The following is a 3,479-nucleotide window of genomic DNA, read 5'->3' as shown; positions in this document are numbered from 1 at the left end:
CGCGCACCCGGTCGTCCCGGCCGCGCGCGGCGCCTCCACGCCCGAGGCCCGGGTGGCCCGCGGCGGCACCCTCGGCAGCGTGGCCGGGGGCCTGATCGGCGGCCCGGGCGGCGCCATGCTGGGGGCCCGGGTCGGCGCCGGCGTGGCGCGCCGTGCGGAAGACTTCAACGCCGGCGTCGCGCGCGGCGCCGAGCCGATCGTCGAACCGGTCAACCCGGCCTATCCGCCGCCGCCCGGCACCGGCTCGCGGCAGGAACTGGTCGACATGCAGAACCGGCTGCTCGCGATCCTGCAGGCGCGGGCCCAGGCCGAGGCGCTGCAGAATGCGATGGCGGCCGACGCAGGCCATCACGAGGCGAACAGCGCACCGCTGGCCGACCTCAACACGCGCACCGGCGAGGCCATGACCGCGGCCCAGGCGCACCAGCAGGCGACCGCGCAGCGCAGCGCCGCCAACCAGCAGCAGCAGACCGAGGAGGGCAACGTGGGCAGCACCCTGTCGGATTACGGCAATCGCGCCGCCGGGCTGGCCATGATCACCGGGCCGCTGGAGGGCTTCACGACCTTCACCTCGCTGGCCCACCTGCTGCCCGACGACCCGCAGGTGCTGGTGGGCGCCAAGCGCGGCATCCTGCGGATGAACGCCGACGGCCAGCGCTTCCTGGAGGCGCTGCACGGCGTCGATGGCGCCGTGGCCGAGCAGCAGGGCGCGACGCCGGCGCGCGAGAGCGGCATCGAGGCCAATGCCGGCCGGCTCGAAAGCACCGCCGCGGGCAACACCGCGGCCCAGGGCCAGCTCGGCGTGGCGCAGTCCGGCGGCGCGGCGCTGGCCTCGCGCAACGATGCGCGGGCGGCCGACTCGCGCCGCCGCGAAGGGCAGGCGGCCGCCACCGGCGGGCAGCTCGATGGCCAGGCCGAGGACACGCGCACCGGCATCGCCGACCTGTCGGCCCAGTGGCAGGCCTGGGCCCAGGCGCACCGCCAGGCCCGTGAAACCGCGATCGCGCAGACGCGCGAGGCGATGGTGGCGCGTGGCTGGCGGCCGCGCGAGACCCGCCCGGGAGTGGCATCGTGAATTCGCCCCGCCTCGTTGCCGCGCAGCAGGCTTTGGCGCACGCCGATTGGCAAGCCGCCGCGAGGCAATTGCGCCGCGCCGCGGCCGAAGCGACAGCGCGTGGCGAGGCCCAGCGGGCGGCGCACTACGAGCAGATGGCGGCCTCGCTCTATCGTGCCGCCGGCTCGCTCGACGAATCGCTGGCGGCGGCCGCGCGCAGCGCCGCGCGCGACAGTGGCTCGCCGCGGGCACGCTTCGCCGCCGAGGCCGAACGCGCCGAGACGCAGTTCGCCGCCGGCGAATTCGCGAGCGCCGCCCGGTCCTGGTCGGCGGCCCTGAAGGAGGCCGAATCGCTGCGCCTGCCCGAGGTGCCCCGGGCCACCGTGCTGCGCCGCCAGGCGCTGTGCCTGGCCCAGGCCGGCGAGGCCGCGGCGGCCTGGGCCGTGTTCGACGAGGCGGCCGTCCTGATGGCCGCTGCGGACATCGCGCATGCCTCGGCCTGGGTCGACATCGAGCATGCGCAGGCCGCCTGCGAGACCGGCGAGGCGGCGCACGCACAGCAGGTGCTGGCGCGCGATCGCGTCGGCCAGGCGGCCGACGGCGACCTGCACCTGCGCGCCCAGCGGCTTTGCGTGAGCGCCGCCTGCGCGCTGGCCCGCGGCGATGCCGCCTCGGCGCGCACCGAGGCGCTGGCCGCTCGCGAGGCCGCGCTCGCCGCGGTCGCGCCACTGGCCTACTTCGCGGCCGCCGTGAGCCTGGCGCGTGCGGCCGATGCGCTCGGCGAGCGCGCCGAGGCCTACCGCAGCCTGGCCACGGCCTGGGTCACGCTGGCCGACCTGCTGGGGCCGGAGGTCGGCCGCTCGTGGGTCGAGCCGGTGCTGGCTGCCTTCCAGTGGCAATGGGGCGGCGAAGCCTTCGCGGCGGCGCGCGCCGAGCATGACCGCGCGCGCCGGGCGCAGTTCGGCCGGGCGGGTTGAGGCGCACGGGCCATGCGCTACACCTCGCGCCGCCGACAGGATGCACCCGGCGAAGCCGTGCGTGCGCCGGCCGTGAAGCCGCAGGACGGCCGCGCGCTGCCGCGCTTCCTGCGCGCTGACTTCGAACGCGACGGCGTGGACCTGTCGCGCGTGCGCGTCCACGATGGGCCTGCGGCCGACGCGCTGGCCCGGCGGCACGGTGCGCAGGCCTTCACCGTGGCCGACGACATCTACTTCAAGGCCGGCCATTTCGCGCCCGACACCGAGCCCGGCCGCCGCCTGCTGGGGCACGAACTCACGCATACGCTGCAGCAGGCCGGTGCGGCGCCCGCGGCCGGGGCGCTGCGGGTGTCGGCGCCCGGCGACGCCAGCGAGCGCGAGGCCGACGCGGAGTCGGCGCGCTGGCTGCAGGGCGGCACGCCGCAGGTCACGCCGATGCCTGCCGGCGTGCTGAGCCGCCAGCCGGATCCGCAGGCCGGCGCACCGGTCGCGGCCCAGCCGGTGCCGGCGGCGCAGGCCGCGGCGATGCGGCCGCCGCTCTACACGAGCTACTTCGACCAGGTCGTGCCCGGCGTGCTGCAGGCGATCGAGGCGCATGGCGACATTCCCTTCGATCGTGCGTTGTGGCTCATCACGCAGTCCTACGGCGAGCAGTCGCCGCTCAGCGTCAACGACAAGGGGAAGGTCAGCGACTACCTGCCGTCGGAGCATCGCAACCGGCTGTTCAACGAGCACGCGAGCGTCGCCGAGGATCCGAAGACCCACGAGAAGACGCCGCTGCCGGGGCAGGAGAGCGAAGGCGTCAGCATCCACATGCTGGCGCAGAAGGAGTTCAAGAATGGCGCCTACGTCGATGCGCCGAGCCCGACCTTCGGCTACGACTCGACGGCGCGCTCCACCGAGCACCACCTGGCACTGCTCAAGGAGCGCCGCCCCGGCGTCTACGATTCGCTCAAGGGCGGGGCCTCTTTCGGCGGCTTCGTCGACGCCTTGAAGGGTTCGGGCTATGCCACCGAGCCGGCCTACGTGGAGCGGCTCAAGGGGCTGCAGGGCCAGGTCGCGAAGCAGGTCGGCGACTGGTTGAAGTTCCGCGTTCCCGAGATGCGCGGGCGCGTCGGGCGCATGGTCGACTACCAGGCCTTCCTGAAGGACAACCTGGCCGGTTGGCAGCGCCGGCTGGCGAACGAGCCCGACCCGGTCGGCGACATCGCCCGCCAGTGCGTCAGCAGCCAGGGGCTGGTCGACGGCATGGCGCTCGAACTCGCCGCGGTGCGCGCGGACCTCGGGCGGCTGGAGCGTTTCGCCGGCTCGATCAAGCTCAGGTTGCCCGCGTAGCGGGGCTGGAAGATGATGCGATGCAAGGAGGCTCCCGATGAGACATGCCATGGGACGACAGGCGGGCGCGMCGCGCGCCGGCCAGGCGGCCGGCGCTTCGCGCGGTGCCGCGG

Annotated in this window: 3 protein-coding genes; all 3 read left to right on the top strand. The window is 75.3% G+C overall.

Going from position 1 to position 3,479, the window contains the following annotated elements:
- On the top strand, nucleotides 1-1,075 hold a 1,075-nt coding region (locus AC1DYD_RS41145), incomplete at its 5' end, for a hypothetical protein (protein WP_478178457.1).
- Nucleotides 1,072-2,031 (top strand): hypothetical protein, encoded by a 960-nt coding sequence (locus tag AC1DYD_RS41140; protein WP_478178456.1) that lies wholly within the window; start codon nucleotides 1,072-1,074, stop codon nucleotides 2,029-2,031. The genes AC1DYD_RS41145 and AC1DYD_RS41140, both read left to right, overlap by 4 nt.
- Nucleotides 2,032-2,043: 12 nt before the next feature.
- Nucleotides 2,044-3,366: an eCIS core domain-containing protein gene (locus AC1DYD_RS41135; RefSeq protein WP_478178455.1), complete on the top strand. Its 1,323-nt coding sequence runs from the start codon at nucleotides 2,044-2,046 to the stop codon at nucleotides 3,364-3,366.
- Nucleotides 3,367-3,479: the final 113 nt, after the last annotated feature.

The sequence above is a fragment of the Variovorax sp. P4_B11 genome (assembly GCF_056402355.1).
Note: the sequence above shows the minus strand (reverse complement) of the source record. Positions and strands in the feature narration are given on the sequence as shown.